The organism is Micromonospora sp. NBRC 110037 (assembly GCF_001652995.1).
Taxonomy (GTDB): Bacteria; Actinomycetota; Actinomycetes; order Mycobacteriales; family Micromonosporaceae; genus Micromonospora; species Micromonospora chalcea.
The window spans coordinates 274,684-297,090 of sequence record NZ_BBVA01000005.1 but is presented as its reverse complement, the minus strand read 5'-3'; the positions used below and the strand labels follow the sequence as shown (position 1 = coordinate 297,090).

The 22,407-nt window shown below is 72.8% G+C and carries 34 protein-coding genes and 1 pseudogene; 20 read left to right on the top strand and 15 right to left on the bottom strand.

What is annotated here, in order from left to right:
• Window positions 1-131 precede the first annotated feature (131 nt).
• Entirely contained in the window at window positions 132-650 is a 519-nt protein-coding gene (locus A4R25_RS17660) for a winged helix-turn-helix domain-containing protein (RefSeq protein WP_064447537.1), read from the bottom strand.
• 219 nt (window positions 651-869) lie between these two features.
• On the opposite strand from A4R25_RS17660, the pseudogene A4R25_RS31850 reads away from it, so the two are divergent.
• Window positions 870-1,103, top strand: a pseudogene (locus A4R25_RS31850) (hypothetical protein); the annotation flags it as partial.
• A 30-nt stretch (window positions 1,104-1,133) separates the two neighbouring features.
• Here A4R25_RS31850 and A4R25_RS17655 read toward each other — a convergent pair.
• Window positions 1,134-2,168 carry a sigma-70 family RNA polymerase sigma factor gene (locus tag A4R25_RS17655; RefSeq protein ID WP_064447444.1) on the bottom strand — a complete coding sequence of 345 codons (1,035 nt, stop codon included), beginning with the start codon at window positions 2,166-2,168 and terminating at the stop codon, window positions 1,134-1,136.
• A 95-nt stretch (window positions 2,169-2,263) separates the two neighbouring features.
• On the opposite strand from A4R25_RS17655, the gene A4R25_RS17650 reads away from it, so the two are divergent.
• Window positions 2,264-3,091, top strand: a complete 828-nt coding sequence (locus tag A4R25_RS17650) for an alpha/beta fold hydrolase (RefSeq protein ID WP_064447443.1) — start codon at window positions 2,264-2,266, stop codon at window positions 3,089-3,091.
• A 68-nt stretch (window positions 3,092-3,159) separates the two neighbouring features.
• Window positions 3,160-3,387, top strand: coding sequence for a hypothetical protein (locus A4R25_RS17645; RefSeq protein WP_043330397.1), 228 nt, complete (start codon window positions 3,160-3,162; stop codon window positions 3,385-3,387).
• Between the two features lie 48 nt (window positions 3,388-3,435).
• On the opposite strand, the gene surE is transcribed toward A4R25_RS17645, so the two are convergent.
• The 3 genes from surE to A4R25_RS17630 are packed head-to-tail and all read right to left on the bottom strand — an operon-like array spanning window position 3,436 to window position 5,452.
• Complete coding sequence (surE, locus tag A4R25_RS17640) at window positions 3,436-4,266, bottom strand: 5'/3'-nucleotidase SurE (protein WP_064447535.1); 831 nt, start codon at window positions 4,264-4,266, stop codon at window positions 3,436-3,438.
• Entirely contained in the window at window positions 4,256-5,197 is a 942-nt protein-coding gene (locus A4R25_RS17635) for a 1-phosphofructokinase family hexose kinase (protein WP_231915565.1), read from the bottom strand. The genes surE and A4R25_RS17635 overlap by 11 nt, the downstream gene beginning before the upstream one ends.
• Window positions 5,198-5,239: 42 nt before the next feature.
• The gene (locus A4R25_RS17630; RefSeq protein WP_064447442.1) at window positions 5,240-5,452 is read right to left on the bottom strand and encodes a hypothetical protein; all 213 of its coding nucleotides are present in this window, start codon (window positions 5,450-5,452) and stop codon (window positions 5,240-5,242) included.
• Between the two features lie 178 nt (window positions 5,453-5,630).
• On the opposite strand from A4R25_RS17630, the gene A4R25_RS17625 reads away from it, so the two are divergent.
• Entirely contained in the window at window positions 5,631-6,335 is a 705-nt protein-coding gene (locus A4R25_RS17625; protein WP_064447441.1) for a hypothetical protein, read from the top strand.
• A gap of 9 nt (window positions 6,336-6,344) precedes the next feature.
• On the opposite strand, the gene A4R25_RS17620 is transcribed toward A4R25_RS17625, so the two are convergent.
• Window positions 6,345-6,533: a hypothetical protein gene (locus A4R25_RS17620; protein WP_043325157.1), complete on the bottom strand. Its 189-nt coding sequence runs from the start codon at window positions 6,531-6,533 to the stop codon at window positions 6,345-6,347.
• A gap of 67 nt (window positions 6,534-6,600) precedes the next feature.
• Here A4R25_RS17620 and A4R25_RS17615 point away from each other — a divergent pair, with 67 nt between their 5' ends.
• Complete coding sequence (locus tag A4R25_RS17615; protein ID WP_064447440.1) at window positions 6,601-6,882, top strand: hypothetical protein; 282 nt, start codon at window positions 6,601-6,603, stop codon at window positions 6,880-6,882.
• Window positions 6,883-6,891: 9 nt separating this feature from the next.
• Here A4R25_RS17615 and A4R25_RS17610 read toward each other — a convergent pair whose 3' ends face one another.
• On the bottom strand, window positions 6,892-7,431 hold the full coding sequence (locus tag A4R25_RS17610; protein WP_064447439.1) for a hypothetical protein: 540 nt from the start codon (window positions 7,429-7,431) through the stop codon (window positions 6,892-6,894).
• Window positions 7,432-7,486: 55 nt separating this feature from the next.
• Complete coding sequence (locus A4R25_RS17605) at window positions 7,487-8,431, bottom strand: FAD-dependent oxidoreductase (protein ID WP_064447438.1); 945 nt, start codon at window positions 8,429-8,431, stop codon at window positions 7,487-7,489.
• A 147-nt stretch (window positions 8,432-8,578) separates the two neighbouring features.
• Between A4R25_RS17605 and A4R25_RS17600 the strand changes: the two genes are divergently transcribed.
• Genes A4R25_RS17600 through A4R25_RS17575 form a run of 6 tightly spaced genes read left to right on the top strand, consistent with a single transcriptional unit; the run spans window position 8,579 to window position 11,405 of the window.
• A complete protein-coding gene (locus A4R25_RS17600; protein WP_043325160.1) occupies window positions 8,579-8,992 on the top strand; it encodes a YbaB/EbfC family nucleoid-associated protein in 414 nt (137 codons plus the stop codon).
• The gene (locus tag A4R25_RS17595) at window positions 8,989-9,318 is read left to right on the top strand and encodes a hypothetical protein (RefSeq protein ID WP_064447437.1); all 330 of its coding nucleotides are present in this window, start codon (window positions 8,989-8,991) and stop codon (window positions 9,316-9,318) included. Before A4R25_RS17600 ends, A4R25_RS17595 begins: the two co-directional genes overlap by 4 nt.
• 3 nt (window positions 9,319-9,321) lie before the next feature.
• Window positions 9,322-9,816 (top strand): hypothetical protein, encoded by a 495-nt coding sequence (locus A4R25_RS17590; RefSeq protein WP_064447436.1) that lies wholly within the window; start codon window positions 9,322-9,324, stop codon window positions 9,814-9,816.
• Window positions 9,809-10,336 (top strand): hypothetical protein, encoded by a 528-nt coding sequence (locus A4R25_RS17585; RefSeq protein WP_043325163.1) that lies wholly within the window; start codon window positions 9,809-9,811, stop codon window positions 10,334-10,336. Before A4R25_RS17590 ends, A4R25_RS17585 begins: the two co-directional genes overlap by 8 nt.
• Window positions 10,333-10,872 carry an SUKH-4 family immunity protein gene (locus A4R25_RS17580; protein ID WP_064447435.1) on the top strand — a complete coding sequence of 180 codons (540 nt, stop codon included), beginning with the start codon at window positions 10,333-10,335 and terminating at the stop codon, window positions 10,870-10,872. Before A4R25_RS17585 ends, A4R25_RS17580 begins: the two co-directional genes overlap by 4 nt.
• The gene (locus A4R25_RS17575; protein ID WP_013285189.1) at window positions 10,869-11,405 is read left to right on the top strand and encodes an SUKH-4 family immunity protein; all 537 of its coding nucleotides are present in this window, start codon (window positions 10,869-10,871) and stop codon (window positions 11,403-11,405) included. Before A4R25_RS17580 ends, A4R25_RS17575 begins: the two co-directional genes overlap by 4 nt.
• A gap of 30 nt (window positions 11,406-11,435) precedes the next feature.
• Here the strand turns inward: A4R25_RS17575 and A4R25_RS17570 are convergent, their stop codons facing one another.
• Together A4R25_RS17570 and A4R25_RS17565 are read right to left on the bottom strand one after the other, a co-directional pair.
• Window positions 11,436-12,050, bottom strand: a complete 615-nt coding sequence (locus tag A4R25_RS17570) for a dihydrofolate reductase family protein (RefSeq protein ID WP_064447434.1) — start codon at window positions 12,048-12,050, stop codon at window positions 11,436-11,438.
• Between the two features lie 136 nt (window positions 12,051-12,186).
• Window positions 12,187-12,924 carry a VOC family protein gene (locus tag A4R25_RS17565; protein WP_064447433.1) on the bottom strand — a complete coding sequence of 246 codons (738 nt, stop codon included), beginning with the start codon at window positions 12,922-12,924 and terminating at the stop codon, window positions 12,187-12,189.
• A 144-nt stretch (window positions 12,925-13,068) separates the two neighbouring features.
• Here A4R25_RS17565 and A4R25_RS17560 point away from each other — a divergent pair, with 144 nt between their 5' ends.
• Window positions 13,069-13,494: an iron chaperone gene (locus A4R25_RS17560; protein ID WP_043325168.1), complete on the top strand. Its 426-nt coding sequence runs from the start codon at window positions 13,069-13,071 to the stop codon at window positions 13,492-13,494.
• 8 nt (window positions 13,495-13,502) lie between these two features.
• On the opposite strand, the gene A4R25_RS17555 is transcribed toward A4R25_RS17560, so the two are convergent.
• Entirely contained in the window at window positions 13,503-14,456 is a 954-nt protein-coding gene (locus A4R25_RS17555) for an FAD-dependent oxidoreductase (RefSeq protein WP_043325169.1), read from the bottom strand.
• 92 nt (window positions 14,457-14,548) lie between these two features.
• A complete protein-coding gene (locus A4R25_RS17550) occupies window positions 14,549-15,259 on the bottom strand; it encodes a hypothetical protein (RefSeq protein WP_064447432.1) in 711 nt (236 codons plus the stop codon).
• 196 nt (window positions 15,260-15,455) lie between these two features.
• On the opposite strand from A4R25_RS17550, the gene A4R25_RS17545 reads away from it, so the two are divergent.
• The 5 genes from A4R25_RS17545 to A4R25_RS17525 all read left to right on the top strand — a co-directional run bounded on the left by A4R25_RS17545 (window position 15,456) and on the right by A4R25_RS17525 (window position 17,925).
• The gene (locus A4R25_RS17545; protein ID WP_043325171.1) at window positions 15,456-15,905 is read left to right on the top strand and encodes a MarR family winged helix-turn-helix transcriptional regulator; all 450 of its coding nucleotides are present in this window, start codon (window positions 15,456-15,458) and stop codon (window positions 15,903-15,905) included.
• Window positions 15,902-16,717 (top strand): NAD(P)-dependent oxidoreductase, encoded by an 816-nt coding sequence (locus tag A4R25_RS17540; protein WP_064447431.1) that lies wholly within the window; start codon window positions 15,902-15,904, stop codon window positions 16,715-16,717. Before A4R25_RS17545 ends, A4R25_RS17540 begins: the two co-directional genes overlap by 4 nt.
• 62 nt (window positions 16,718-16,779) lie before the next feature.
• Complete coding sequence (locus A4R25_RS17535; RefSeq protein ID WP_064447430.1) at window positions 16,780-17,112, top strand: helix-turn-helix transcriptional regulator; 333 nt, start codon at window positions 16,780-16,782, stop codon at window positions 17,110-17,112.
• Window positions 17,109-17,585 carry an SRPBCC domain-containing protein gene (locus A4R25_RS17530; protein WP_064447429.1) on the top strand — a complete coding sequence of 159 codons (477 nt, stop codon included), beginning with the start codon at window positions 17,109-17,111 and terminating at the stop codon, window positions 17,583-17,585. Before A4R25_RS17535 ends, A4R25_RS17530 begins: the two co-directional genes overlap by 4 nt.
• Window positions 17,563-17,925, top strand: a complete 363-nt coding sequence (locus tag A4R25_RS17525; protein ID WP_043325175.1) for a nuclear transport factor 2 family protein — start codon at window positions 17,563-17,565, stop codon at window positions 17,923-17,925. Before A4R25_RS17530 ends, A4R25_RS17525 begins: the two co-directional genes overlap by 23 nt.
• Here A4R25_RS17525 and ftrA read toward each other — a convergent pair.
• A complete protein-coding gene (gene ftrA, locus A4R25_RS17520) occupies window positions 17,898-18,890 on the bottom strand; it encodes a transcriptional regulator FtrA (RefSeq protein ID WP_064447428.1) in 993 nt (330 codons plus the stop codon). The two genes, A4R25_RS17525 and ftrA, sit on opposite strands and share 28 nt — an antisense overlap.
• A 62-nt stretch (window positions 18,891-18,952) precedes the next feature.
• Between ftrA and A4R25_RS17515 the strand changes: the two genes are divergently transcribed.
• Window positions 18,953-19,417 carry a rhodanese-like domain-containing protein gene (locus A4R25_RS17515; protein WP_064447427.1) on the top strand — a complete coding sequence of 155 codons (465 nt, stop codon included), beginning with the start codon at window positions 18,953-18,955 and terminating at the stop codon, window positions 19,415-19,417.
• 55 nt (window positions 19,418-19,472) lie between these two features.
• A complete protein-coding gene (locus tag A4R25_RS17510) occupies window positions 19,473-20,051 on the top strand; it encodes a dihydrofolate reductase family protein (protein ID WP_064447426.1) in 579 nt (192 codons plus the stop codon).
• Here the strand turns inward: A4R25_RS17510 and A4R25_RS17505 are convergent.
• Window positions 20,033-20,743 carry a helix-turn-helix domain-containing protein gene (locus tag A4R25_RS17505; protein ID WP_064447425.1) on the bottom strand — a complete coding sequence of 237 codons (711 nt, stop codon included), beginning with the start codon at window positions 20,741-20,743 and terminating at the stop codon, window positions 20,033-20,035. The genes A4R25_RS17510 and A4R25_RS17505 overlap by 19 nt on opposite strands.
• 84 nt (window positions 20,744-20,827) lie before the next feature.
• Here A4R25_RS17505 and A4R25_RS17500 point away from each other — a divergent pair, with 84 nt between their 5' ends.
• Window positions 20,828-21,292 carry a glyoxalase/bleomycin resistance/extradiol dioxygenase family protein gene (locus A4R25_RS17500; RefSeq protein WP_064447424.1) on the top strand — a complete coding sequence of 155 codons (465 nt, stop codon included), beginning with the start codon at window positions 20,828-20,830 and terminating at the stop codon, window positions 21,290-21,292.
• A 46-nt stretch (window positions 21,293-21,338) separates the two neighbouring features.
• Here the strand turns inward: A4R25_RS17500 and A4R25_RS17495 are convergent, their stop codons facing one another.
• Entirely contained in the window at window positions 21,339-22,232 is an 894-nt protein-coding gene (locus A4R25_RS17495) for a sulfotransferase domain-containing protein (protein ID WP_064447423.1), read from the bottom strand.
• Window positions 22,233-22,407: the final 175 nt, after the last annotated feature.

The window sequence follows — 22,407 nt, the reverse complement described above, 5'->3', positions numbered from 1 at the left end:
CCCTCTCTCCCCCGCGATCTTGCACTTACCGCCCCGGCAAGGCGCACAAAAGCCCCACCCGAGGGGCCGCAAGTGCAAGATCAGCGGCGCGGGGCGCGGGCGGGGCGGGGGCAGGGTGGGGGAGGGCGGGGTCAGGGTGGGGTCAGGCGGAAGCCGACGCCTCGGACGGCGTGGATGGTGGCGGGGACGTTGAGGCGGGCGAGCTTGCGCCGGATGCGGCGTACCACCGAGTGCATGTCCGAGCCCCGCCCCAGGTGGTCGTTGCCCCAGACCGCGCGGTGCAGCCGGGCGTACGTCCACACCTGACCGGGCGTGCCGGCCAGGCAGACCAGCAGGTCGTGCTCCAGCGGCGTCAAGCCGACCTCGCGCTCCCGCCAGCGCAGCACCCGCCGGTCGGAGTCGACACCCAGCTCCAGCCCGGACGACGGGACGGAGGACGCGCCGGACGACGGAGCGGGCGACTCACCGGCGGGTTGCGGCCGGGACGGCGGCGGGCCGGACGGACGACGGACCAGGTCGAGGAAGCGGCGGGCCTGGTGGACGCTGGAGACGATCAGGAACGCCTCGGTGCCGCCGAGCAGCTGGGCGAGCTGCCGTCGCTCGGCCGACGAGGACGCGACGCCGATGACCAAGGACGGCATCCCTGTCATCCGTTCCCACCTTTCCGGCAGGTTGAACCGCAACGCCGGGCGGTCGCCAGGCACGACGATGCGGGGCACCTGGCTTGCGGAGTTCGACCCGAGGGGTGCGGGGAGCTGCGGTTTCGTGAGGCTTCGGGGTGAACTACCGGGATCATATAGCCGAGCACCGATGATTGGTATAGCAGTTAACGTCGATGTAACTGCACGCGGTTCGGCACGCGCGTACCGATGAGAGCCGGGACGTACGCCGGTCCAATGCGTGTGATCACGCACATGCTCTCCCTGGCCGGCGGGACGCCGACCCGCGCGGACATCGCCGCCCGCTGCGCCGAACTGGCCGAGGCGCTGCGCGGCCGAGACCGGGGCGTGGTGGTGTGCGACGTGTCCGCTGTCGCCGCGCCCGACCTGGTCACGGTCGAGGTGCTGGCGCGGCTGCGCCTGACCGCGCGCCGCTTCGGCTGGGGGCTGGAGGTACGCGGGGCGGGCGACGACCTACGCGAGCTGGCCGGCCTGCTCGGGCTGGCCGGCGCCCTCCTCCAGCCGGTCGGGCAGCCCGAACAGCGGGAACAGGCGGTCGACGTCGAGGAAGTTGTTGAGCGACGTGATCCGGCCGCCGGAGACGCCGATGACGATCAGCGCCCACGGCACATGTCCTGAGCCGTCGGGGTCACGCCGGTAGTGCCCGAACGCGGGCATTCCGTTGGCGGCCGTCGGCACCAGCCGGGACCCGCGGCAGCCGCTGCCGGTGCCGGCCATCCAGTCCGCGATGTGCGCGGGGCCGCGCAGCCACAGCGGCAGCGGCGGCATCGACAGCGTCGCGTCCTCGTGCAGCAGCGCGGTCAGCGCCGTCAGGTCGTACGCCTCGAACGCGCGCACGTAGCGGGCGAGCAGCGCCTGCTGCTCCTCGTCGAGCGGACGGCGCGCGTCGGCCTCGGTGTCGGCCGAGGCGAGCGTGGCCCGCGCCCGCTGCAGCGCGCTGTTGACGCTCGCCACCGACGTGTCCAGCAGATCGGCGACCTCCTGGGCGGACCAGGCGAGCACCTCGCGCAGGATCAGCACGGCGCGCTGCTTCGGCGGCAGGTGCTGCAACGCCGCGACGAACGCCAGCCGCACCGACTCGCGGCCGGCGACCACCTCGGCCGGGTCGGCGACCTCGGGCAGGACCCGGTCGTCGGGCGCCGGGCCGACCCAGATCTGCTCCGGGCGCGGCTCGCCGGGATGGGTGGCCGTGCCGACGCCCGCCGGGCCGAGGTCCATCGGCCGGACCCGGCGCTGCGCGCTGGTGGCCATGCTGAGGCAGACGTTCGTGGCGATCCGGTAGAGCCAGGTCCGCAGCGCGGACCGCCCCTCGAACTTGTCGAAGTTGCGCCAGGCCCGGACGAAGGTGTCCTGCACCGCGTCCTCGGCTTCGAAGGCCGAACCCAGCATCCGGTAGCAGTAGCCGGTCAGCTCCGACCGGTACGCCTCTAGTTGTGCCTCGACGGGAACGCTTGCCACCTCGCTCACCCGGCTGAAACTAGCCCACATGCTGCATGAACGCGAGTACCCCGAGCGCGCGGCGATGAGTACGCCCCGTCCGCCCGGTCCACCGGTGGTCAGGTCAGCACATCCGAGGAGCACCGATGACCACCACCGAGCGCGACGAGAACCACGCCCCCGGGCGGTACGCCGACGTCAACGGCGTACGCCTCTACCACGAGACACACGGCAGCGGACGGCCGATGATCCTGCTGCACGGCGGCCTCACCTCGGGCGAGATGTTCGCGCCGATCCTGCCCGTGCTCACCGCGAAACACCAGGTCGTCGTGGTGGACCTGCAGGGGCACGGCCGCACCGCCGACGTGGACCGGCCGCTCGACATGGCGCTGATGGCCGACGACGTCGCCGCGCTGATCGACCACCTCGGGCTGGACCGGCCGGACGTGGTCGGCTTCTCCCTCGGCGGCGGCGTCGCCCTGCACGTCGGTTTCCGGCACCCGGAGAAGATCGGCCGGCTGGTCGCCGCGTCCGCGCACATCCGCCGCGACGCCGTCTACCCGGACATGCTGGCGCAGCAGGGCCAGGTCAACGCCGCGGCGGCCGAATACCTGAAGGACACCCCGATGTACGAGCTGTACGAGCGGGTCGCGCCGCGTCCGGAGGACTTCCCCCGGCTGCTCGACAAGATCGGCGAGGCGATGCGGAAGGACTTCGACCTCGCCGACCAGGTGCGTGCCCTGCGGGTGCCGACGCTCGTGGTCGCCGCCGACGCCGACATGGCCCCGCCGAGCCACTTCGTGGAGGTGTTCGAGCTGCTCGACGGCGGCCGGCGCGACGGCGGCTGGACCGGCGAGGGCCGCCCGGCGGGCGGGCACGCGCTGGCGATCCTGCCCGGCCTGACCCACTACGACATCGACCAGTCGCCGCTGTTCGCCGCGGTCACCCTGGACTTCCTCGACCGGGACCGCTGACCCGCGCGCGTGTGCCGCGTCCCGTACCGGGGTACCGCTTCCGGAGGAACACCGGTGAGGAGGACGAGATGACCGACCCCAGGTACGCACCGATCGGGCTGGCCACCGCCGGGCAACTGGTCCCCGACGACGGACAGACCGGCGGCGGTGAGGTCGTCGGCGCCGACGACGCGGCTGCCGACGCCGCCCGGGCCGGCGCCGACGTGGACCTGTCCGGGGCCGACCGCGACAGCGACGGCACCCCGGTGGGCGCCGCCGACGCCGAGGCCGACCGGCGGCGCGCCGCCGGCGAGTGACGCTCTCCGCCCCGCCGCCCGCACGAGGTGGCGGGGCGGAGCCGTCCCTCACCGGTCGACCGGCAGTTCGACGTCGGGCAGGTGCCCGAGCGCCCGGATCGCGGTGACGGCGGCGTACCCGTCGGCCAGCCAGGCGATGTCGGTGCCGGGGACCGCGCGGACCGCGTTCTCCTCCACCGCCGTACGCACGAACCCCTCGCCACGCTCGGCGACCGACACCTGCACCTGACCGAACGGCGCGAGTGTCGCCTGCCGCAGCCCGGCCACCTGATCGGCCGGCAGGTCGGGCACGTTGAGGTTGAGCACCGTGCCCGGGTCCGCCTCGGCCAGCCAGGGCAGCAGCGTCGCGGCCAGCTCGGCGGCGGTCGCCCAGTGGCGGGACTCGTCGTCCACGCTGTCCAGCACCGCTATCGCCGCGCCACCGCTGCCCGCGCTCGCCGCCGCCGGGGTGAGCACGTCGAGCGACACGGCGAGCGCGCGGATGCCGTTGTTGCCGGCGGTCAGAGCCGCGCCGACGGTGCCGGAGTGCAGGACCGCGTGGCCGGCGTTGGCGCCCCGGTTGATGCCGGACAGCAGCAGGTCCGGCACCGGCCCGAACACGCCGAGCCCGGCCAGCACCGCGATGTACGCGGGTGAGGCCGCCACCGCGTACGCGGGCACGTCGGGCAGGCCGTCCAGCTCGGTCTCGCCGAACACCAGCCGCCCGTCCTCGGTCACCGCGGACAGCGCCGCGCTCATCCCGCTCGCCTCGTGCCGCGGCGCGGCGACCACCACGTCCAACCCACGTTCGTACGCGGCCCCGGCCAGCGCGCGGATGCCGGGGGCGTGCACGCCGTCGTCGTTCGTCACCAGCACCCGGGGTGGCCGGTCAGCCGTCATCGTCGCCACCGTCCAGCGGGGTCAGCCGCACCCGGCCGGCCAGTTCCCGTACCGCCTCGGCCCGGCCGGTGCCCAGCCCGTGCCGGGTCACGTTGAGCGCGCCCGCGGCGGCCCCGACGTGCAGCGCCTCCCGCATGTCGCCGCCCCGGGCCAGCACCGCCGCCACCCCGGCGGTCATCGAGTCACCGGCGCCCCGGTGGTCGGCCAGCTCCAGCGGCGGGGCGTGCACCAGCAGCGCCTCGCCGTCCTCCGGCAGCGCCAGCGCGGGCTCCCCGGCCCGGCTGATCAGCACCGTCCGCGCGCCCCGATCCTGGCAGCGCCGGCCGGCGTCGCGCAGCGCCTCCACGCTGTCGTCCTTGGCCAGGCCGTCGTCGAGCAGTTCCTCGTGGCTGACCTTCAGCACGCTCACCCCGCCGTCGAGCACCGCCTCCAGGTACGGCCCGGACAGGTCGGCCACCACGGTTCCGCCGTTGGCGCTCAGGTCGGCGGCGAGCCGCCGGTAGATGTCCGGGTCCACCACACCCGGGTCGGCCGGTCCGCTGAGCACGCTCACCGGGGCACGCAGCCCTTCGGTGAGCGTCACCGTGTACAGCTCGTCGATGTCGTGCCGCACCATCGGCACGCCCGGGTTCTCGGCGATCTCGGTCCGCTCGCCGTCCCGCCGGTCGTGCACGTACCAGCCGGTGCCGGACTCGCGCCGCACCATCCGTACCGTGACGTCCTCGTCGTCGAGCAGCTTGCGGACCGCGTCGCCGACCTCGCCGCCGAGGCCCACGCACATGGTCACCGGCACGCCGAGCGCGGCGATCATCCGGCTCTGCCACACGCCCTGCCCGCCCGGGTGCAGATGCAGCTCGGTCGCTTCGCCCTGCTGCTCGATCGTCACCGTCAACAGCGGGGCCGGGGCGAACACCATCACCTTCTGCTCCATCCGCCAGTGTTGCCCGCTGACCGGCCCCGGTAATCCCCCAGGTCAGCGCGGGCGCGCGGCGGCGCGGCGGCGCCGCAGATACGGCAGCGCGAACAGGTAAAGGCCGCTGATCAGGAGCAGTGCGAGCGGCAGCAGCGGCACGTAGGAGACCCACACGATCGGGTCCTTCTGCGCCAGCGCCACGAAGGTGATCACGACGGTCACGGTGAAGGCGACAGAGAGCCAGCGGTGCAGTTGGCGGATGCGCGTATCCATTGATGCCTACCTCCCGGCGGTGGCCTCCCCGGCGGGGAGGCCCGTGCCGGAAACGCTAGGTCGGGGCGCCCGCCCAGGGCTTCTCGATTCCTGACCGGTCCGCGCCGCCGTGCGCACGGGACCCTTTGCCCGGCCGCCCTACCCTGCCGACAAGAGCAGCCGAGCCACGGGGGCAGGCATGCAGATCATCGAACACAGCGTCATCGGCACCCGCTCCGCCGTGCTCCGGCTACGCCGGCCCGGCAGCCGGTTGGAGTTCCTGGTGTTCCCGATGCTCCACGTGGCGAGCCCGGCGTTCTACGCAGCGGTCACGAAGCGGCTCCGCGAATGCGACCTGCTCGTCGTCGAGGGCGTCAGCGGCCGGTCGGTGGTCGGCTCGGCGTTGACACTCACCTACCGGGCCATGCCGGCCAACCGGCGCTCCGGCCTGGTGACGGACCCCATCCCGTACGCGTCCCTCGGCGTCGAGGTGCTCAACCCGGACGTGTCGGCGGCGGAGTTCGCCGAGGGCTGGCGGGCGATGCCGCTGCGGTACCGCCTCCAGATGTGGCTGGTGATCCCGTTCGTGACGGTGATGCAGTTCTTCGGCGGCACCCGGCGTCTGCTCTCACCGGAGATCGAGGTGAACGACCTGCCGTCGGCCACCGACGAGCGGTACGCCGACCACGAGTTCACCGAGCACGCCGAGCGCGCGTTCGGCGGCGAACGCGACGAGCGGCTGCTCGCCGCGTTGTCCGAGCTGATCCGTACCCGGTCCTCCGAGCGCATCGACGTGGCGGTCGTGTACGGCGCCGGGCACGTGCCGGCGATCGTGCGCGGGCTCTTCGAGCTGCACGGATACCGTCCCCGCGCAGCCGAATGGCTCACCGTTCTGGAGCGGTGAGCCGGACGCTCAATCGGCGGCCAGCTCCGGCCGGTGTTCCTTGATCCACTCCTGGACGTCCGACTTCAACCAGACCTTGCCCTGCACGAGGTCGGCCACCGGCTCCGGGAAGTTGCGGTTACTGGTGATCACGTAGACCCGCTGCTTGCTGATGCCGCCCAGCATCACGCGAATCTCGGCTGCGCCCACCAGCTCCATACGCCGGACGCTAGACAGTTGACCTGGCTCCTTGACTCGGGTCAACGCCTCGGTCACCGTATGGGGTATGCCGACATCCTCGCCGCCGGGCCGCCCGCCCAGAACGATCCGGCCGCACGTGGCGATCCGGCCGCTGTGGCTCTGCCGGGTCTGCGCCGGCCCGTGGCCGTGCCAGCCAGCGCGCCTGTTGTTGCTGCTGGAATACCGGCGGGACCGGGTGGCGCTGTCGATCTACATGGCGACATGCCTGTTCGACGCCGCCGCCGACCTGCTGAGACTCAACCCCGATCCGGGCCCACGTCCCGACGAACTGTTCCAGCGGTTCGTCGCGTGGACGAGGCACACCTGAGCGGACAGGTCACTCTCGTCCCGCCGGGCCCGCTGACCAGTCGTCCACCCGCATCCGCGACGGCGACCTCGCTGTCTCAGAGCGCCGCACGAACCCGGCGACGGCGAGCGCGCTCATCGTGGTGGCCACGGCAGCGGCCAGCACCAGGAGGGTGGTCTCCACCTGCACCGTACGCATGTACTCGCCGCCGTTCGCGGTGGCCGACGCGTAGCGCACGGCCGCGAGCGGGTTGAGCAGCACCGCGGCGATGCCGGCGGTCCAGGCCGCCCTCGGTAGCCGCTCGTCGCCGGGACGGACGGTCCGCCGGGCGGCCCAGCAGCCGAGGGCCGCGAACGTGACGAGCAGCGTGACCGGCAGCAGCCAGAGCACGGCGGGCAGCAGGTCGCGGAGGGGCACCACGGCGTCGAGCAGCTCCACCGGGAAACTGGCGCCGTCGTGGGTCACCACGCCGATCCGGTGGCGGTAGGCCGCGAGCGCGACCAGCGTGCAGCCGATGTGGACGGCGATCAGGGCGACGAGGGCGGACAGTGCGGCGCGGCGGGCGGACACCGGGCCGAGGCTACCGCCCGCGCGCTCCGGCGGGGGGCCGCCCGCACCGCGGCGGTCAGACACTCAGGGCGAGATCGGCGACCTCGGCCGCGCAGCCCCAGGACAGCGTCACCCCGGCGCCGCCGTGGCCGTACGCGTGCACCAGCCGCCCGTCCGCCGGGTCGATCTCGACCCGGGGGCCGCCGTGCCGGGCCGGCCGCAGCCCGATCCGCTCCCCCAGCACCGGCGCGTCCGCGAGTTGCGGCACCAGCGCCACGCACCGGCGGCGGATCGCCGCCGCCTCCTCCGGGTCGGGACGGGTGTGCCACACCCCCGCCTCGTAGGTGCCGCCGAGCACCACGTCGTGGCGGCGCGGATGCACGTACGTGATGCCGGCCGGGTCGCCCTCGTCGCGAACCGAGACGGTCAGGCCGGGGTTCGCCACCAGCAGGACGTGCCCGCGCGCCGGGTACACGGCCGGGTCGGCGGCGAGCCGCCCGGCGGCCAGACCGGTCGCGTTGACCACGACCGGCGCGACCTCGTACGCCTCGGCGAGCGTGCCCAGCGCACGGCGGACGACCCGGCCGCCGCCCGACTCCAGGCGCTCCCGCAGCCAGGTGAGGTACGGGGTCATCTCCACCGACGGGGCGGTGAACCGCAGCAGCGCGGTGTACGGCGGCTCCGCCGGCTCGACCGTCAGATCGCCGCAGGCGTCGGCCCACCAGGGCGGCCCGGCGTAGCGGTGGCGCAACCACATCCGGGTGGGCCGGTCGACCACCCCCGGCACGCCGTCGGCCGCCTGGCGGCGCAGCTCGGCGTGGGTGTCCCGGGCCCAGCGCAGCACCCGTGGGTCCTCGTCGGTGTGGCTCGGGTACCAGACGGCGGCAGCCACGGTGGAGACCGTGTCGGCCGGGTCGTGGGCGGTCAGCACGGTGACCCGGGCGCCCCGCCCCTGGAGCGTGAGCGCTGTCGTCAGCCCGACGACGCCGCCGCCGACCACCACCACGTCCGCCTCGGTCATGTTCCGCTCCCGTCACCCGTACCCGTGTGTTCCTGCCGATGGTGGCCGCCCGGACGCCCGGTGTCCAAGACGGATCGGGCGGCGCACGGGACAAATCGCTTTGTCCGTCTCGGTTACGCTCGTGGCGTTTGGCCTTGGGGAGGTCTCATGAGTGCGGATCCTTCGATGAGCGGCGACTTCACCCGCATGCTCGACGCGACGATGGCGGCACTTCGGACAGTGGGTCCGCCGCCGGCGGACGAGCCGGAGACACCGGCGGTCGGCGAGGCCGCCGACGGGCAGGTCCGCGCCGAGATGGGACGCGACGGCAAGCTCCACGCGCTGCACGTCGAGCCGCGGCTGATGCGGCTCGGCTCCGAGGAGCTGACCGCGCACATCGTCAGCGCGGTGAACGCGGCGATCGACGGGCTGCGTACCGGCGAGAATCCGCAGGTCGCGGACATGTCGCAGTTGCGGGAGCAGTTGCAGGAGGTACGGGACACCGCCGTTCCCCGGCTCGGGTCGTTCCTCGACGCGCTGACCGAGGCGCAGGAGCGGATGGCACGCGGCGGGCAGCGATGAGCGGCGGCGGCTTCGAGGTGCACCCGCCGCTGATCCGGGCCGCCGGGCGGGGCGTCACCGACGCGGCCAAGCGGTTCACCGGCGAACTGGAGGCGTTCAAGGCACGGATGCAGGGCTACGGCGAGCCGTGGGGCGCCGACGACATCGGGTCGCTCATCGGCATCGCCTACACCGAGGTGGCGAACTACATCTTCGACTGCGTCGGCATGGCCGCCGACGAGTTCACCGCAGCCGGCGCCGACATCGCCGGGATGGCCGACTCGTACGAGCGGGTCGACGAGGACGGCGCGGGCGCCATGCGTTCGCTGGCCGGCGGGCTGGGCTGAGCCGTGGGACTGCAACTACCGGGTGAGCTGGTCACCGCGCTCGGCTGGATCGGCTACACCTGGCCGGCCGCCGACGAGGAGAAGCTCTTCGAGATGGGCCAGGCGTGGCTGGAGTTCGGCGGCCGGATCGGGGCGGCGGCCGGCGCGGCGGACGCGGCTGCCGCGCAGGTGTGGACGCAGAACGTCGGTCCGGCGATCGCGGCGTTCCAGAAGTGGTGGGGCGGCGAGCAGAACGGGCCGCTCGTGCTGCACGACAGCATGCCCGCGGCGATGCTGCTCGGCGCCGGGCTGATCATCTGCGCGGCGATCGTCCTGGCGCTGAAGATCGCGGTGATCGTGCAGCTCGCCATCCTCGCGTTCGAGGTCGCCCAGGCGATCGCCACCGCCGTGGTCACGTTCGGCGCCTCGCTGGCCGAGATCCCGATCTTCCAGATCATCACCCGGGAGATCGTCGGCGCGCTCATCGACCAGGTCATCGGGAGACTGCTCGATGCCTAGCCCGAGGCGCGGCCGGGGCGCCGCCGCGAAACCGGCGGCCGGCAAGATCGTCCGCAAGGCGGTCGAGAAGCTGGAGAAGCCGATCGTCCGGGTCACCGGGCCCAACCGGAGCCTGCCGACGAAGGTCGTCCGGGTGCAGCGCCGGGACTTCCACGCCACCGCCCAGTTCCGGCGCAAGATGGCCGCGCTGAAGAAGCTCAGCGACGACGGCAAGCTCTACAAGGCCACCAACCCGGTGGCCCGCGACAAGAACCTCACCGACGGGTACAAGGACCGGATCCGCCAGAAGATCTGGGACAAGTACTGGCCGCACGACAAGGACCTCGCCAACCGGCTCAGTCAACGGCTCAGCGACTACCACCCCGACCACGTGTGGGAACTGCAGCTCGGCGGGCCGGACACCGTCGACAACCTCAAGCTGCTGCATGGTAGAACCAACACGGACATCGGCTCCCAGATCTGGGGGCAGATCCAGAATCTGCCGGACGGAACCCCGATCCGAATAGAGGTAGTGGATTGACTTCCGATCTCGCGCAGCTTCTCGCCGAACTCCGCGCCGACCTGGCCGCGGACGAGCCGGCCAGTCTCGCGTACGGGCAGATCGGCGACCCGGCCGACGAGGGCGACGTGCCGGCGGAGCTGCCGGACGGCGTCCGCGAGTTCCTGCTCGTGGCCGACGGCCTGCGGGCCGGCGCGTTCGAGCTGGCCTCGACCGGCCGGCTGCCCGGTGTCCAGTACTTCCTCGACTACGCGCCCAACTTCTCCCCCATCGGCCAGGACAAGGGCGGCTGGCTGGTCGTCGGCACACGCAGCGACGAGCCGATCTTCCTGGAGCGCGCCACCGGGGCGGTCTGGTACTTCCCGCCGACCGGCACCGAGTGGTTCATGGGCGACAGTTTCGAGGAACTGGCGCCCGACCTCGACTCGTTCGTGCACTACTACGTGCTCGGCCCCGGCTACGCCGAGCTGGTCACCGACGACGACGGGTGGTACGCGTTCCTCGACCGGCAGGGCCTGCTCGACGAGGCCGAGGACGAGGACGAGGCGCAGCCGTGACAGTGACCCGCGAACAGCTCACCGCCTTGTGGGGTGAGCGGGGTGTCATCTACTTCCCCGACCAGCGTTTCGACGCGATCCTCGGGCCGCTCGGGCCGGAGGTGTTCCCGCCCGACGGCGCGCTTCCGGTCGAGGTGCCGATCCTGTTCACAGTGGACGTCTCGGTCCCCGACGTCGAGCTGTTCTCCACGCTGTCGATCGAGCTGGGCGACCAGGGCCCCCGCCCGTACGTCGTGCTGGGCGCCTCGCCGGAGGACCCGGCGCTGCTGTTCTGCCTGGACGCGGGCACCGGCGCGGTGATCCTGCTGGACCTGGAGACACCGAACCTGGAGACGGTGAACAGCACGTTCGCCGCGTTCGTGGAGTTCCTCTACCGGCTCGGCCAGCTCATCGCCACCGACCCCGGCGGGCGGGAGCGGGCCGCGCGGGCGGCGGCGATCCGCGACGACCTGCGTCCGGTCGACCCGGTCGCGTTCGCCGAGCCGGAGTCGTGGTGGAACATGGCCTTCGACGAGCTGGAGTCGACCGCCTGACGTCAACCGGCCGCCGCCGCCCCGTGATCGTCAGCTGCCGGCCGGCACCTGGTCCTTGATGTCGTCGTACCCGGCCGCGCCCGGCGCCGGCGCCGGGGTGTAGATCACCCGGATCACGCCGGTCGGGTACGCCTCCGTCGCGGCCACCCGCAGGTGGTACGGCGCGTCGCCCTCGTCGAACAGCCGGCGGCCCTTGCGGGCGGCGACCGGGTGCACCAGCAGCCGCAGCTCGTCCACCAGGCCCGCGGCGAGCAGTTGCTGCACCACCGAGATCGAGCCGGGAATGAGGATGCCCTTGATGCCGGCGTCGGCCTTCAGCGCGCGCACGGCGTCGGTCAGGTCGCCCTGGATCAGCTCCGAGTTGCGCCAGGAGAACTCCAGCGGCTGGCGGGACACGACGACCTTGCGCATGTCGCCGAGCTGCTTGGCGAACGGCGCGTCCTCACCGCCGGCGGCCTCCCGGTCCGGCCAGGCGCCGGCGAAGCTGTCGTACGTCTCCCGGCCGATCAGCAGCACGTCGGAGGTGTCGTAGTCCTCGGTGACGGCGCGGCCCATGTTGTCGTCGAAGTACGGGAAGTGCCAGTCGGGGTCGATCTCGGCGACACCGTCGGCCGAGATGAACAGCGTGGAGATGACAGTGGCCATCGCGGGGCTCCTTCTCAGGTGGGTTCGACGGGTAGACCGCCGCACCGTGGCAAACTCATCGGCCCGCGACGACGTCACCGGGGTCGGAACGTGAAATCCGGCGGAGCGCCCTCGCCCGCCCGGCGCCGCCAGCGGGTCAGCCCGGGGTGAGGACGCAGAACTCGTTGCCCTCCGGGTCGACCAGCACCCGCCACGGGATGTCGGCCCCGCCCAGGTCCGCGTCGGTGGCGCCGAGCGTCCGCAGGCGGGCGGTCTCGGCGTCCAGGTCGTCCGACGGGTACGGGCGGACGTCGAGGTGGACGCGGTTCCATCCGGTCTTCGCGTCGGCGCTGCGGGCGAACCGCACGTACGGGCCGACGCCCTGAGCGGAGCGCAGCACCGCCTGCTGGTCGGTCACCTCGTGCACGGTCCAGTCGGTAGCCCGGCCCCAGAAGTCCGCCATGGCGCGCGGGTCGGCGCAGTCGACCACCACCTCGGCGATCGGCCCGGTGTCCGCGCGCCGCGGGTCCGGCTCCCGTACGCAGAACTCGTTGCCCTCCGGGTCCGCCAGGACCGTCCACGGCACGTCGCCCTGGCCCACGTCTGCGGGGGTGGCGCCGAGCGCGGTCAGGCGCGCGACCAGCTCCGCGTGGTGCGCGGGCGAGGTGGTCGCGAGGTCGACGTGGACGCGGTTCTTCGCCGTCTTGGGCTCGGTGGAGACGACGAGGTCGACGTAGAGGGCGCGGGGGTCCGGGTAGGTGAGGCCCGCGGGTTCGAGGTTCGTCACGCCGGGTTCCTCGCTGGACATCTCCCAGCCGAGCACCTCCGCCCAGAAGCCGCCAAGCGCCACCTCGTCGTGTGCCTTCATGTTGATCTGTACGAGCCGGGTTGCCATGGCCGCGATGGTAGGTGCCGCGCCGGGTCGCCGTGGTCCCGGCAGGTGGTCAGGAATCGAGAAGCGGGCGCCCACCGCCGGGCCATAGCGTTGCTGCCAGGCGGTCGGCACCACGCGGACCGCGAGTCACGAGGGGGGATCGAGATGTCCGACGGGTTCACTGCCGAGGAACGCGCCGCGATGAAGGAGCGCGCGGCCGAGCTGCGCGCCGAGGGCAGGAAGGGCGCGAAGAAGGCCGACGACCTGCAGGCGGTGCTCGACCGGATCGCGCAGATGGCGCCGGAGGACCGCGAGCTGGCCGAGCGCGTGCACATGACGATCATGTCCGCCGCGCCGGAGCTGGCGCCGAAGACCTGGTACGGCATGCCCGCGTACGCCAACGCCGCCGGCAAGATCGTCGTGTTCTTCCAGGACGCGGGGAAGTTCAAGTACCGCTACTCGACGGTGGGCTTCCAGGAGGCGGCGAACCTCGACGACGGCGACATGTGGCCGGCGTCGTTCGCGCTGGTGCGGTGGAGCCCGGAGGTGGAGAAGAAGCTCGCCGAGCTGGTGCGTACCGCCGTGTCCTGACCGTGCCGTCAGGCGGACGGCGCGGCGCCGAGGGCGAGCGCGGCGGCGTCACGGGCGCAGCCCCAGGACAGCATCACGCCGTTGCCCGCGTGGCCGTAGTTGTGCACGACGAGCGCGTCGCCGCGCCGCTGCGCCGCCACGCGCGGCGCCGCCCGGCCGGGACGCAGCCCGACTGTGTGTTCGAGGACCTCGGCGGCGGCCAGGGCGGGTTCGATCGCGACGCACCGGGCGAGGACGTCGGCCTCCTCGGCCGGATCGGGGGTGGTGTCGTCGCTGCGTCGCTGGCCGCCGCCGAGCACCACGTGGTCGCCGTGCGGGAAGATCGACGCCCAGGCCGGCGCCATCGGCGCCTCCATGAAGAACCGTTCCAGGCCGGGGTTGCGCACCACGATCCGGGGGCCGCGCACCGGGTACAGGCCGGTGTCGCCGGTCAGGGCCCGCGCCGCCAACCCGGCGCAGTTGACCACCACCGGGGCCAGCGTCGCCGCCTCGTCCAGCGAGCCGACCGGCTCCTGGCGCACCTCGCCGCCGCCGTCGCGGAGTCGCTCCAGGAGGTACGCGAGGTAGACCGGCATGTCGACCAGCGGCAGGCGGACGGTGAACGCGGTGCCGAAGCCGGCCGGCCGCTCGTCGTCGCCGAGCTGCCGGAAGCCCGGCGTCTGCTCGGCGTACGGGGGCGTCGCCCCGGCCGGCCGGGCGGCGAGCGTGCCGTCGCGCCACACCACGCCCGGCATGGGCTCGGCGCCGAGCACCCGCAGCGTCTCGTCGGTCCAGGCGCGTTGCGGGTCGCCGGGTGGCGACAGGTTCGGGCCGACGAGCGCCGACGCCAGCGCCGAGGTGGTGCGGGCGGGCGGCACCGCCGTGCGGACGAGCACCCGGGCGCCGCTCTCGGCCAGCCGGATGCCGGTGCTGAGCCCGCTCACGCCGGCTCCGAGGACGACGACGTGCGGATGTGCGGTCATGGCGGGCCCCCATCGCGTCGCGGCTGCGGTCGCCCGCCCATTCTGCCCGGCGATCCCGCTCCCGTTTGCCCCGTCCGGCCGCCGTCAGTCGCTCAGCGCTGCCAGGAGTCGAGGCCGCGGACCGCGGCGGCGGCGATGTCGTCGGACAGGCCGGGGTCGTTGCTGGCGCCCTCCCAGCCCTGGTCGTGCACGACGGTGACCGCGTCGGCGACCCGGATCACGATGATCTGGCTGGTGGCCTGCCCTTCGGCCGGGCTGCCGTCGAGGCCGGTAGCCGGTCGCGTCACCGTCACCAGCAGGGCTTCGTCGCCGGTCCGGGCCATCGGCTCGGACCGGACGGTGACGGTGCCGCCCGACTCCTGGAACGACCGGCAGGACTCCATCGCCCCGCGGACCCGGCGCAGGTAGTCGGCGGCGCCGGTGCCCTCGAACGCGAAGACGGTCTGGTGCAGCGTGCCGAAGGGGACGTTCTCCGGCGGGTCCGTCGGCTTCTTGTAGGCGCTCGTCATGGCGGCGCTCGCGGTGACCGACCGTCCGCCGCTGCGGAACTCCTGGTCGCACAACTCGGGCAGCGCGTCGGTGACCTCCATCGGCTGCGCCTCGGTCTTGCGCAGCTCCGGCGGCAGGTCGGCGAAGGCGGACGTCGGGATCGTCACGCGCCCGCCGGACGACTGCGACGTCTCCGGCGTCGCGGGGGCGGTGGCCGAGGTCGCGCTCGGGTCCGCGGCGCCGCCGTCGTCCCCACCGCCGTCGCCGCACGCGCTGGCCAGCAGCGCGGTGACGAGCAGGGGTACGCCAAGCATCCGCCTACGGCGACTCGGTGTCCTCATGTCGACCTCCGTCCCGTGCCCGTCCCGACGACGTTCCCGATGCCACGCCGCCCGAAACGGCGTCAGTCCCCTGCTCCCCCAACTGCCGGGCGCCCCGTGGCGTTCCGGCGCGCAGCCACCTCTTGACATGTCGTTAGGCACCTGACAATGTTGTCAGGTGCCTAACGACATGAACGCCTACGAGCTGGCCGCTCCGGGCGTCTGGGCGAAGAAATACTTCCTCGCCAGCCGGGCCCTGATGGAGTCCGTGCTGCGCCCCTACGATCTCGGAAACACCCAGTGGTACGTGTTGTACCGGCTGAGTGAGGGCCGGCCGGTCGGCCAGCGCACCCTCACCCGCGAACTGGAGGTCGAACGGGCGACCCTCAGCGCGGTGATCGCGGCGCTCGTCCGCAAAGGCCTGATCGAACAGGTGCCCGACCCGGACGACCAGCGTCAGAAACAGCTGCACATCACGCCGGCCGGCGTGAACCTGTGGAACTCGCTCCCCGATCCGATGGCGTTGATCGCGGAGGTCGCCTTCGGCGGGGTCGACCCCGCGGACATCGAGACCATGAATCGCGTCCTCAGCGGCGCGACCAGACGACTGATCGACTACCGGAAGGAGCACGGGTCATGACCGTTCTCGTGACCGGCGGAACGGGCCTGGTCGGCCCCCGCCTGCTCGGGCGACTCACCGCGGCGGGTGTCGAGTGCCGCGCCCTCGTCCGTCCCGGAAGAGCAGTGCCCGACGGCGTACGGCGCGTCGAGGGTGACGTCCTCAGCCCCGAATCCCTGCCGGCAGCCGTGGAAGCCGTCACCGCGGTCATCCACCTGGCCGCCGTCTTCCGCACCCCCGACGACGAGCAGATCTGGGCCGTCAACCGTGACGGCACCCGCAACCTGATCGCCGCCGTCGAGAAGCACGCGCCGCAGGCCCGGTTCCTGCTGGCCAGCACCTCCCACGTCTACGGCGCCGACAGCACGCACCCCGGGCGTGAGGACGACCCCGTCGCGCCGACGCTGGCCTACCCCGCCAGCAAGATCGAAGCCGAGCAGCTGCTTCGCGCCAGCGGGCTCACCTGGGGCATCCTGCGCCTTCCCTTCATCTACGGCGACCGGGACGGGCACCTCGAATCGTTGCCCGAACTCGCGGCCGGCATGGGGTGGCACCCGGCACAGAGGCTGAGCGTCTGCCACCACGCCGACATCGCCACGGCGTTCGCACTGGCCCTCACGGGCGCGTTCGACAACCGCACCGTCAACATCGCCGACGAGTCGCCCCTGAGCATCTACGAGATGTCCCAGCTCGTCGGCTACTCCTACGGCTCCTCCGCCGAACCGCTCCGTCAGCCGTGGCGGGGGCAGATGGACGTCAGCCTCGCCCGCAGCCTCGGCTTCACACCGACGATCAGCACCATCTACGAGGCCGTCCGCAGCGGCGCGCTCTGACCCGGCGCCAGCATAAACAAAGGGTTGTTTGCGCAAACGTGTATTTGCGCTAGCGTGAGGGCATGCGCTCCGATCCGGACCTCGATCTCGCCTTCGCCGCGCTCGGCGACCCGGTCCGCCGCGCCCTGGTGACCCGCCTCGCGCGCGGGGAGGCCACCGTGGGCGAGCTGGGTGAGCCGTTCGACCTGACGCCGCAGGCGATCTCCCACCACGTCGGCGTGCTGCGCCGGTGCGGCCTGGTCGAGCAGCGGCGGGAGGGCACCCGGCGACCCTGCCGGCTGCGCGTCGACCAGCTCACCCGGCTCGGCTCGTGGATCGACGAGCAACGCCGCGCCTGGGACGACCGTCTCGACGCGCTGGAGACGCACCTCTCCGACCCGGAGGCGACCCGGTGACGACGCGCGTCGAACGGCACGGCGACGAGCTGATCGCCCGGCGGCACCTGCCCGCCGTGCCGGACCGGGTCTGGGCGGCCTTCACCTCGCCGGCGAGCATCGCCGCGTTCTGGGGCGGGTCGCACGCCGACGTGCCGCCGGGCTCGGTGACCGTCGACCTGCGGCCGGGCGGGGAGTTCGCCCTCGACACACGCGCGCCGGACGGCCGGACCGGGCGGCTCCGGTTCGTCTACGTCAGCGTGGACCCGCCACGGGAGCTGGTCTTCGACGAGCCGGTTACCGGCCTGCGTACGACCGTCACGCTCCGGCCCGCGCGCGACGGCACCGACCTGACGGTGCACCAGCGCAAGCTTCCGCCCGAGTTGCGTACCGACCAGGCCGCGGACGGGCTCGCCTCGATCCTCGACGCGCTCGCCGCCCACCTCCGACATCACGACGATGGAGACGACAGTGCCCCGAGCAACCCAGCGTGACCTGGTCGCGGAATACTTCGCCGGCTTCCGGGCGAGCGACCACGAGCGCATCCTCGCCACCCTCACCGACGACGTGGAGTGGGTCATCCACGGCCACCGCACCACCCGCGGCCGGGCCGAGTTCGACGGCGAGATCGAGAACCCCGCGTTCACCGGCAGTCCACGGCTCGACGTCGAGCGCGTGATCGAGGACGGGCCGGTCGTCGTGGTCACCGGCGAGGGCCGGGGCGCCACCGTCGCGCACGGGCCGTTCCGCTTCGCCTTCAACGACCTGTTCACGTTCCGGGACGGGCTCATCGCCCGCGTCGACTCCTACGTCGTACCGCTGCCCGGGGCGTGAGCGCCGCCTGACGCCCCGGTGAAGGCCCGCCGGTACGCCGACGGCGAGGTCCGCATCGCGGCGGTGAAGTGGTGCCGGAACGTCACCGCCGTCTCGAACCCCACAGTGGCGGCGACCTCCTCGATCGGCGCGCTCGTCGTCTCCAGCAGCGGCAGGCTGGCCTGGACGCGCCGGTCGATCAGCCAGCGTATCGGCGTGGTGCCGGTGGCCCGCGCGAAGTGCCGCAGGTACGTGCGGGGCGACATGTGCGCCTGCCCGGCCAGCCGGGCCACGGTGATCTCGGCGGTCAGGTTCGCCAGCGCCCACGACATGCTCGCGGCAAGCCGGTCGTCGCCGGGGTCGGCCGGGACCGGCGCCTCGACGAACTGCGCCTGGCCGCCGTCGCGGTGCGGCGGCACGACCAGCCGGCGGGCGACCGCGTTGGCGATCGTCGGGCCGTGGTCGCGGCGTACCAGGTGGACGCAGAGGTCGAGACCAGCCGCGCTGCCGGCGCCGGTGAGGACGTCCCCGTGGTCCACGTACAGCACGTCCGGGTCGACGCGTACCGCCGGGTGCCGCCGGGCGAGCAGGTCGGCGTACCGCCAGTGGGTGGTGGCCCGGCGGCCGTCGAGCAGGCCCGCGCCGGCCAGGGCGAACGCGCCCGAGCAGATCGACACGATCCGGGCGCCGCGCCGGTGCGCGGCACGCAACGCGGCGGTCAGCCGGGGCGACGGGTCGGCGTGCACGTCGGCGACGCCGGGCACGATCAGCGTGCCGGCGCCGGCGAACACGTCGAGGCCGTGGTCGGTGTGCAGCGTGGCGCCGCCGACCAGCCGCACCGCGCCGGGTGTCTCCGCGCAGACGGTCAGCTCGTACCAGGGCACGTCGAACTCCGGGCGGGGCAGGCCGAAGACCTCGGTGACGATCCCGGTCTCGAACACCGACATGCCCTCGTACGCCAGCACCGACACGGTGGCACGGTTCATGGCGGGATGTTAGCGAAGGGCGGCGCTCGCGCCACTGGGGCGGTCGCACGCCGCTCGGCACGATGGGTTCCATGTCGAACGTCCTGCGCATTCCCGCCGCCCGCCCCGCCGACGCCGTCGCCCACTACGCGGCCCGGCTCTCCTTCCAGGCCGACGTCAGCGACGTGCACGCCGATCTGGAAGCGGGCGTGACCGGTCTGGTCGTGGTCGACTCGCGCCCGGTTGCGGCGTGGCGGCAGGGGCACATCCCCGGCGCCGTCCACCTGCCCACCGCGCAGATCGCCGACCGGGCCGCCGAGCTGATCCCGGCGGACGCCACAGTGGTCACCTACTGCTGGGGGCCGGGCTGCGACGGCGCCACCCGCGCGGCGCTGGAGTTCGCCCGGCTCGGCCGGCCGGTCAAGGAGATGATCGGCGGATACGAGTACTGGGTGCGGGAGGGCTTCCCGGTACGCACCGACGCGGGGCTCGTCCGCCGGCCCGCCGACGACCTCACCTCGCCGGCCGGGGCGTCATGCGGCTGCTGAGCGCGTGTCGGTTCCGTACAAGACACCAGGCGGCGGGCGTTCCTAGCATGGCCGCATGCGTGATCTTGTCTACACCGGATTCATGTCGCTCGACGGCGTGGTGGACTCCCCCGGCGGCGGCCCGGGCGAGGACCACCGCAGCGGCGGCTGGGTCGTCAAGGACGTCGAGTTCCTGCCCGAGGCGTTCTCCCTCAAGGGCGAGGAACTGGCGCAGACCACGGCGCTGATGTTCGGCCGGCGCAGCTACGAGGCGTTCGCGCCCACCTGGCGCGACTCCGAGGACCACGCCGCCTACCGGGACCTGCCGAAGTACGTGGTGTCGTCCAGCCTGCCCGACGACGCGCTGGTCGACGGCTGGGGACCGACGACGATCCTGCGCTCCACCGCCGACGTGGCCGCGCTCAAGCAGGGCGACGGCGGCGACATCTTCATCCACGGCAGCGCGGAACTCGCCCGCCGTCTCGCCGAGGCGGACCTGATCGAGCGGTACCACCTGCTCGTCTTCCCGGTGCTGCTCGGCGCCGGCAAGGGCCTGTTCACCCGGGCGGACCGGGACCGGCAGACGCTGCGGCTGCGCGACAGCGCCGCCTACCCCAACGGCGTCGTCAAGCTGATCTACGACGTGACCCGCTGAGCCGGGTCCAGCGCGATCGCGCCACCGGCACCCGCGCGCAGCTCACCGGCCGTCCGTCCGACGTACCGGCGCAGCGCGCGGGCCAGGTGCGGCTCGTCCACGTACCCGAAGGTGGTGACCGCGTCGGCGGGCGGGCGGCCGGCGGCCAGCAGCACGGCGGCGCGGCGCGCGCGGTCGATCTGCCGCACCGCGCCCCGGGTCAGCCCGGTCGCCGCCCGGAAGCGGCGTTCGAGGGTACGCGGTGACGCCGGTGGACGGCCGCCGCGCAGGGTCTCGGTGACGAGCGGGTCGCGGACCACCACGCCGGCCCGGACCAGCCGCTCGACCAGGGCCTCGGCGTCGTCCGGGCCGGGTGTCTCCCACCAACCGCCGTCGAGGCGGAACGTCCGGCGGCTCACGTCGGGCAGCTCGGCGCCGCTGTCCACAAGCTCAGGCGTGGGTACGAGCCGCAGCGAGGTGCCGACCGCGAACTCGATACCGACGAAGCTCGCGCCCTCGGGCACCGGCGCGGTGCCGGTGGCGGTCTCGGGGCCGGAGACGGCCGCGTAGGAGCGCCCGTCGCGCTGCCAGAACACGAGCCCCCAGCACGGCGTCGCCACCGAGGTCATCTCGTCGACCCGGTCGCTGGCGCAGGTCCACACGGTGTCGATCCAGGCCGAGTCGGACGCCCGGGTGGTGAACCGCAGCTCCACGGCAGGAGCATACGGCGACCCAGGTGCGGAATGGACGGTTGAGTGAGCGTTGCGCCCAGTGTGCCGAATCGATAGCGTCGCGGGATGACCGACGAGCCACCGGTACGGGTCGCGCTGCGGGTCAGTGACGTCGCGGCGGCCTCGACGTTGTATCAGAGCTTCGGTTTCGTCCCGGTGGGCACGGTGCCTGGCGCTGCTGGTGGCCCCGTCATGGCGATCCTCCGGCGGGGTCCGTTGCAGTTGCTGGTCGACGCACTGGTCGGCATCCCGTTTCCGGACAGCGCCCGGGAACGTCTGACGAAGTCCGGCCCGCGCGGGCTCGGCGTCGTCATCGGGATCGAGGTCGACGACATCGACGAGGCGGCCCTGCGGTGTGAGGCTGCCGGCTGCGTCATCAGTGCCGGTCCGGCGGACGCACCGTGGGGAGAGAGGTACGTCGAGTTCGAGGACCCGTTCGGCTATGCGTGGAAGTTCTTCCGGGTGACCGACTCGACGGACGACGGCTTGCAGTCCGTCCACGAACTGTGGTTCGGGCAGGAGGGCTCGTGATGCGCCCTCTTCCGGGCAGTACGAACACCGTACCGCCGTCACCGCTCTACCGGGCGGCGGACTCCTGCCCGTTCCGCTCGTCGTCCCGGGCGGGGTAGCCGAGGATCTCGGCGAGGTCACCGGCGGCGGCCGTGTACGCGGCGTAGATGTCGTCGTCGAAGTGGTTGCGCCAGTCGCCGGACGCGCCCTTGCGGTAGTGGGAGATCCGCCCGGGGGTCTCCTTCGACTTCTTCATCTTGGTGAAGCTGTAGCGGGCCAGCAGGGCCTCCAGCTCGGCCGGCGGCAGCGTGATCCCACAGTGCCGCAGAAGCTGGTCGACCTCTTCGGCCTGCCGCTCGCCGGTCAGGTCCTCGTAGCGGAACAGCCGGAACGTCTCGTCGCTCGGCGCGACCGCCCAGGACCGCATCTGCCCGAACTGCTTCTTGTCGCGCAGCCGGTCGATGACGTAGAGCATTCCCTCCTTCTTCGGCAGTTCCTGGAGGGCCTTGCGCGCCTGGGGGATGTCGCCCATCGGGGCGTGCGAGTTGCGCAGCGAGAAGTAGCTGGACACGACCACGTCGCGCGGGTCGCGGATCACGAAGAACGCGCGGTAGCTGCCGGCCTTGGGCACCGCCTCGAACCGCTTGTGGGAGAGGAAGATGGCCAGGCCGATGCGGCCGGCGGGCACCGGCGCGGTCGCGCCGCCGGAGTAGAAGCGCGGGTCGTAGGGCAGCAGCCCGCAGTGGCGGTAGACGGCCGGATCGCTGAACAGCGCCTTGATCCACTGGCTGCCGGTCTTGCGGACGGTGCAGTGGAAGATGTTGGCGAACTCGCTGCGGGCCGCCACCGGAACGGTGAGTCGCATACGGGCGTTGCGCGCTTCCATCTGCGCCCGCCGGGCCTTGACGCGCAGAGAATTCGGCGAATTGTGCTTGGCGAATTCAACGGCCCGATTAATCATTTCCCAACCTCATCCGGACCCCGCGGAGCAGGGGCAGCACGAACACCTTTCCGCACGCCACGCAGGTGAAATCCGCAGACCTCGCCTGCTCCGCCCCGCGCCCCGACGCGCCGCTAGGAATATCCCCGACGGTCCGATTAATGTCAATCCCGGTCACCTGGGAGAACGCTGAAAA

Bases quoted from the DNA above. Each gene is read 5' to 3' on its own strand.
- A4R25_RS17660 (WP_064447537.1), bottom strand. From the start codon at position 650: ATGACAGGGATGCCGTCCTTGGTCATCGGCGTCGCGTCCTCGTCGGCC.
- A4R25_RS17655 (WP_064447444.1), bottom strand. From the start codon at position 2,168: ATGTGGGCTAGTTTCAGCCGGGTGAGCGAGGTGGCAAGCGTTCCCGTC.
- A4R25_RS17650 (WP_064447443.1), top strand. From the start codon at position 2,264: ATGACCACCACCGAGCGCGACGAGAACCACGCCCCCGGGCGGTACGCC.
- A4R25_RS17645 (WP_043330397.1), top strand. From the start codon at position 3,160: ATGACCGACCCCAGGTACGCACCGATCGGGCTGGCCACCGCCGGGCAA.
- surE (WP_064447535.1), bottom strand. From the start codon at position 4,266: ATGACGGCTGACCGGCCACCCCGGGTGCTGGTGACGAACGACGACGGC.
- A4R25_RS17635 (WP_231915565.1), bottom strand. From the start codon at position 5,197: ATGGAGCAGAAGGTGATGGTGTTCGCCCCGGCCCCGCTGTTGACGGTG.
- A4R25_RS17630 (WP_064447442.1), bottom strand. From the start codon at position 5,452: ATGGATACGCGCATCCGCCAACTGCACCGCTGGCTCTCTGTCGCCTTC.
- A4R25_RS17625 (WP_064447441.1), top strand. From the start codon at position 5,631: ATGCAGATCATCGAACACAGCGTCATCGGCACCCGCTCCGCCGTGCTC.
- A4R25_RS17620 (WP_043325157.1), bottom strand. From the start codon at position 6,533: ATGGAGCTGGTGGGCGCAGCCGAGATTCGCGTGATGCTGGGCGGCATC.
- A4R25_RS17615 (WP_064447440.1), top strand. From the start codon at position 6,601: ATGCCGACATCCTCGCCGCCGGGCCGCCCGCCCAGAACGATCCGGCCG.
- A4R25_RS17605 (WP_064447438.1), bottom strand. From the start codon at position 8,431: ATGACCGAGGCGGACGTGGTGGTGGTCGGCGGCGGCGTCGTCGGGCTG.
- A4R25_RS17600 (WP_043325160.1), top strand. From the start codon at position 8,579: ATGAGTGCGGATCCTTCGATGAGCGGCGACTTCACCCGCATGCTCGAC.
- A4R25_RS17595 (WP_064447437.1), top strand. From the start codon at position 8,989: ATGAGCGGCGGCGGCTTCGAGGTGCACCCGCCGCTGATCCGGGCCGCC.
- A4R25_RS17585 (WP_043325163.1), top strand. From the start codon at position 9,809: ATGCCTAGCCCGAGGCGCGGCCGGGGCGCCGCCGCGAAACCGGCGGCC.
- A4R25_RS17570 (WP_064447434.1), bottom strand. From the start codon at position 12,050: ATGGCCACTGTCATCTCCACGCTGTTCATCTCGGCCGACGGTGTCGCC.
- A4R25_RS17565 (WP_064447433.1), bottom strand. From the start codon at position 12,924: ATGGCAACCCGGCTCGTACAGATCAACATGAAGGCACACGACGAGGTG.
- A4R25_RS17560 (WP_043325168.1), top strand. From the start codon at position 13,069: ATGTCCGACGGGTTCACTGCCGAGGAACGCGCCGCGATGAAGGAGCGC.
- A4R25_RS17555 (WP_043325169.1), bottom strand. From the start codon at position 14,456: ATGACCGCACATCCGCACGTCGTCGTCCTCGGAGCCGGCGTGAGCGGG.
- A4R25_RS17550 (WP_064447432.1), bottom strand. From the start codon at position 15,259: ATGCTTGGCGTACCCCTGCTCGTCACCGCGCTGCTGGCCAGCGCGTGC.
- A4R25_RS17545 (WP_043325171.1), top strand. From the start codon at position 15,456: ATGAACGCCTACGAGCTGGCCGCTCCGGGCGTCTGGGCGAAGAAATAC.
- A4R25_RS17540 (WP_064447431.1), top strand. From the start codon at position 15,902: ATGACCGTTCTCGTGACCGGCGGAACGGGCCTGGTCGGCCCCCGCCTG.
- A4R25_RS17535 (WP_064447430.1), top strand. From the start codon at position 16,780: ATGCGCTCCGATCCGGACCTCGATCTCGCCTTCGCCGCGCTCGGCGAC.
- ftrA (WP_064447428.1), bottom strand. From the start codon at position 18,890: ATGAACCGTGCCACCGTGTCGGTGCTGGCGTACGAGGGCATGTCGGTG.
- A4R25_RS17515 (WP_064447427.1), top strand. From the start codon at position 18,953: ATGGGTTCCATGTCGAACGTCCTGCGCATTCCCGCCGCCCGCCCCGCC.
- A4R25_RS17510 (WP_064447426.1), top strand. From the start codon at position 19,473: ATGCGTGATCTTGTCTACACCGGATTCATGTCGCTCGACGGCGTGGTG.
- A4R25_RS17500 (WP_064447424.1), top strand. From the start codon at position 20,828: ATGACCGACGAGCCACCGGTACGGGTCGCGCTGCGGGTCAGTGACGTC.
- A4R25_RS17495 (WP_064447423.1), bottom strand. From the start codon at position 22,232: ATGATTAATCGGGCCGTTGAATTCGCCAAGCACAATTCGCCGAATTCT.